The organism is Pseudomonas sp., from assembly GCF_030150285.1.
GTDB lineage: Bacteria > Pseudomonadota > Gammaproteobacteria > Pseudomonadales > Pseudomonadaceae > Aquipseudomonas.
Genome location: NZ_JASLGE010000051.1, coordinates 1 through 4,262 on the forward strand (window position 1 = coordinate 1; position 4,262 = coordinate 4,262).

Consider the following 4,262-nt stretch of genomic DNA (forward strand, 5'->3'; position numbering starts at 1 on the left):
AGGTCAATCGACCTTTGTCGAAATAACCCGCCGCACACGTTCATCCAAAGACCAATGTTCCTGGGACGATAAATACTTCTCCAAAGCCGAGAAAAAAGAAGCGGGCTGTTTGCCGCAAACGAAGGACTACGGCTATATCGCTTATGTCAAAGGCGACCCTGATGCCAAGGAAGACACCCCCAACCTGCTGCTCTACGTGATGCAAGACTCGCGGAACGCGCCTGACGGCAAGCCAACCATTGGCAAGGACGAGCTTCGCAAGATGGCCGATACCATCGCCGCATCGATCAAGCGCCGTTGAGGCTATGGCCGCTAACCCTTCGTTGATGACGGTCTATTTGATCAAGGCCGCACTCAACATACGGTGCTCGCCGAGCAACTGAGGCGCTACTGGAGGGGTATTGTGAGTTGAGTACATGCCGATGCACACCGGCAGTGGGAAGGGATAAACCATCGAATAAAGGTGATTAAACGAATGGCGTAAGGCTACCGGGTTAGCGAATGCTTGTTCATTAAGATCAAGAGTGCCTTTCCCGTTAATCCGTGATGAGCCAAAAAAATAGCCCTCTAAGCGAGGGCTATTAGTGGGCTCTGTGCGCTGATGTTGCGGGGCACAGAACCAAAGAGCCAAACCAGGCCTCTTTAGGGTGCCAGCTCAGGCTGGCGCGCCTGGATCAGCAGCTGTAGTACAGCTCGTATTCCAGTGGGTGTACGAAGGTACGTACTCTGATTTCTTCTTCGCTTTTCAGGGCGATGTAAGCGTCGATGAAGTCGTCGCTGAAAACGCCGCCTTTGGTCAGGAACGCACGACCTTTGTCCAGTTCTTCCAGGGCTTCTTTCAAGCTGCCGCACACTTGTGGGATCTGCTTGGACTCTTCAGGCGGCAGGTCATACAGGTTTTTGTCAGCCGCGTCGCCAGGGTGGATCTTGTTCTGGATGCCGTCCAGGCCAGCCATCAGCAGTGCGGCGAAGCACAGGTACGGGTTGGCAGCCGGGTCCGGGAAACGGGCTTCGATACGGCGAGCTTTAGGGCTGGACACGTAAGGAATACGGATCGACGCGGAACGGTTGCGAGCCGAGTAGGCCAGCATGACCGGTGCTTCGAAACCTGGCACCAGACGCTTGTAGGAGTTGGTGGCCGGGTTGGTGAAGCCGTTCAGGGCCTTACCGTGCTTGATGATGCCACCGATGAAGTACAGGGCGGTGTCGGACAGGCCGGCATAGCCTTCGCCTGCGAAGGTGTTCTTGCCTTCTTTCCAGATGGACATGTGAACGTGCATGCCCGAGCCGTTATCGCCGTACAGTGGCTTGGGCATGAACGTGGCAGTACGGCCGTAAGCGTCGGCAACGTTGTGCACTACGTACTTCAGGGTTTGGGTTTCGTCGGCTTTCTTCACCAGGGTGTTGAACTTGACGCCGATTTCGTTCTGACCGGCAGTTGCCACTTCGTGGTGGTGAACTTCAACGGTCAGGCCCATTTCTTCCAGTGCGTTGCACATGGAGGTACGGATTTCGTGGTCGTGGTCGAACGGTGGAACCGGGAAGTAGCCGCCTTTAACGCCTGGACGGTGACCTTTGTTGCCGCCTTCGATGTCCTGGTCGGACATCCACGAACCTTGCTCGGAGTAGATTTTGAACATCGAGCCGGAAATATCCGACTTGAATTTCACCGAGTCAAAGATGAAGAACTCTGGCTCCGGGCCCGCGAACACAGTGTCGCCGATACCGGTGGCTTTCAGGTGCTCTTCAGCGCGCTTGGCGATTGCACGCGGGTCACGGTCGTAACCTTGCATGCTCGAAGGTTCGATGATGTCGCACACCAGGATCAGCGTTGGCTGCTCGGTGAACGGGTCCAGAACGGCCGTGCTGTCGTCTGGCAGCAGGATCATGTCGGACGCTTCGATGCCTTTCCAGCCAGCAATGGAGGAACCGTCGAACATTTTACCGTCGGTGAAGAAGTCTTCATCCAACGCATCACGGGCCGGCATGGTCACGTGATGTTGAGTGCCCTTGGTGTCAGTGAAGCGCAGATCAATCCATTTGACGTCATGATCTTTGATGAGTTGAACCGACTTCGACATAGTGTCCTCCGGGGTGGCTTAGGGCTGGTAGTGGAATAGCCCTTAATAAGTGGTTGATGCCGGCGCGAATACTCTGCCAAGGCAACCTGCCTCACAAGAGAGCAAATTGCATGCCAGTGCCCTGAATCGGGTGTAATGCGCCAATCTTAAGCATGTAAGCGCTTCAGACTACCGATTAGTGCGCTTTATCGCACCCAAATGAAGCGGCAAACGGCATTAATGCTCTGTTTTGGTGCGATGAAAACCGTTTGTACGATAACTGGTTAAACCTTGAGCAATTTCCGCTATAATCCGCGCCCCCCTTTTTTGGCAGGCTGCTCGCGCGCTGTTTTCATGAAACTAATCGTTAAAGTCTTCCCCGAAATCACGATCAAGAGCCGTCCGGTTCGGATGCGTTTCGTCCGTCAATTGGCCAAAAACATCCGCACCGTGCTCCGCGATCTGGACCCGGCGGTGGTGGTGACGGGCGTGTGGGACAACATCGAGCTGCAAACGCGCGTCAGTGACCCTAAAGCCTTGAAAGAAATGACCGAACGCCTGAGCTGCATGCCGGGCATTGCGCATTTTCTGCAGGTTGACGAGTACCCGCTGGGGGACTTTGACGACATCGTCGAGAAGTGCAAAGTGCACTTTGGCGAGGCGCTGGCCGGCAAGATTTTTTCGGTGCGTTGCAAGCGCGCCGGCAAGCACCCGTTCAGCTCGATGGACGTCGAGAAATACGTCGGCAGCAAGCTGCGTCGTGAGTGTGGGGCTGCCGGTATTTCGCTGAAAAACCCGCAAATTGAAGTTCGCTTCGAAATTCGCGACCAACGGTTGTTTGTGATCCACAGCCAGCACAACAGCATCGGCGGCTACCCGCTGGGGGCGTTGGAGCAGACGCTGGTATTGATGTCCGGTGGCTTCGATTCCACGGTGGCGGCCTACCAGATCATGCGCCGCGGGCTTATGAGCCACTTTTGCTTCTTCAACCTGGGCGGACGTGCCCACGAATTGGGCGTGATGGAAGTCGCGCACTATATATGGAAGAAGTACGGCAGCTCGCAGCGCGTGCTGTTTGTCAGCGTTCCCTTTGAAGAAGTGTTGGGCGAAATTCTCGGCAAAGTCGATAACAGTCATATGGGCGTCATTTTGAAGCGTATGATGTTGCGCGCTGCGTCCCGTATTGCGGATCGGCTCGACATCGACGCGCTGGTGACGGGGGAGGCGATCTCTCAAGTGTCCAGCCAGACGTTGCCCAACCTGTCAGTGATCGATTGTGTGACCGATAAACTGGTCCTGCGCCCACTGATTGCGAGCCACAAGCAGGACATTATCGATTTGGCGACCGAGATCGGCACGGCCGACTTTGCCAAACACATGCCTGAATATTGCGGGGTGATTTCGGTCAACCCCAAGACCCACGCCAAGCGCCCGCGTGTGGAGTATGAAGAACAACAGTTTGATATGGCCGTGCTTGAGCGTGCGCTTGAGCGGGCCAAACTGGTGCCGATTGATCGGGTGATCGATGAATTGGGCCAGGATTTGCAAGTCGAAGAAGTCAGCGAAGTGCTGGCGGGCCAGATCGTCATCGACATCCGTCACCCGGATGCCCAAGAAGATCAACCGCTGGAACTGGCTGGCATCGAAGTACAAGCGTTGCCGTTCTATGCTCTGAACAGCCGCTTCAAGGAACTGGATGACACCCGTCAGTACCTGTTGTATTGCGACAAAGGCGTGATGAGTCGCCTGCATGCTCACCATTTGCTCAGTGAGGGACATGCCAATGTGCGCGTTTATCGACCGAGCTAAGAGCCCGGGGCTGTATGCCTGTGGCCTGCGTCACCGGCCCCCCGACGCCGCCGTCAAGTTGTAACGGCAAGGCCTGACTCTATTGTTAATCGCTGCCACGACCTGTCAGCACACCGAATCCTCTGATCGAGATACACAAGTGATCGAAAATCTACGCAACATCGCCATCATTGCTCACGTTGACCACGGTAAAACCACCCTGGTAGACAAACTCTTGCGTCAATCCGGCACTCTGGAGCGCGGCGAGCTCAACGACGAGCGCGTGATGGACTCCAACGACCAGGAGAAAGAGCGCGGTATTACCATTCTGGCGAAAAACACCGCCATCAACTGGAACGGCTACCACATCAACATCGTGGACACCCCGGGCCACGCCGACTTCGGCGGCGAAGT

4 protein-coding genes are annotated in these 4,262 nt (G+C 55.6%); 3 read left to right on the forward strand and 1 reads right to left on the reverse strand.

The window, feature by feature from the left end; translation table 11 throughout:
- Positions 1–301: hypothetical protein (locus Q1W15_RS11570; protein ID WP_300728135.1), on the forward strand; the 301-nt coding region annotated here is incomplete at its 5' end.
- A 373-nt stretch (positions 302–674) separates the two neighbouring features.
- Here Q1W15_RS11570 and glnA read toward each other — a convergent pair.
- On the reverse strand, positions 675–2,081 hold the full coding sequence (glnA, locus tag Q1W15_RS11575; RefSeq protein WP_300728138.1) for a type I glutamate--ammonia ligase: 1,407 nt from the start codon (positions 2,079–2,081) through the stop codon (positions 675–677).
- A 333-nt stretch (positions 2,082–2,414) separates the two neighbouring features.
- Between glnA and thiI the strand changes: the two genes are divergently transcribed.
- The gene (gene thiI, locus Q1W15_RS11580) at positions 2,415–3,869 is read left to right on the forward strand and encodes a tRNA uracil 4-sulfurtransferase ThiI (protein ID WP_300728143.1); all 1,455 of its coding nucleotides are present in this window, start codon (positions 2,415–2,417) and stop codon (positions 3,867–3,869) included.
- Positions 3,870–4,008: 139 nt separating this feature from the next.
- The coding region (locus tag Q1W15_RS11585; RefSeq protein WP_300728146.1) for a GTP-binding protein at positions 4,009–4,262 on the forward strand (254 nt) is incomplete at its 3' end.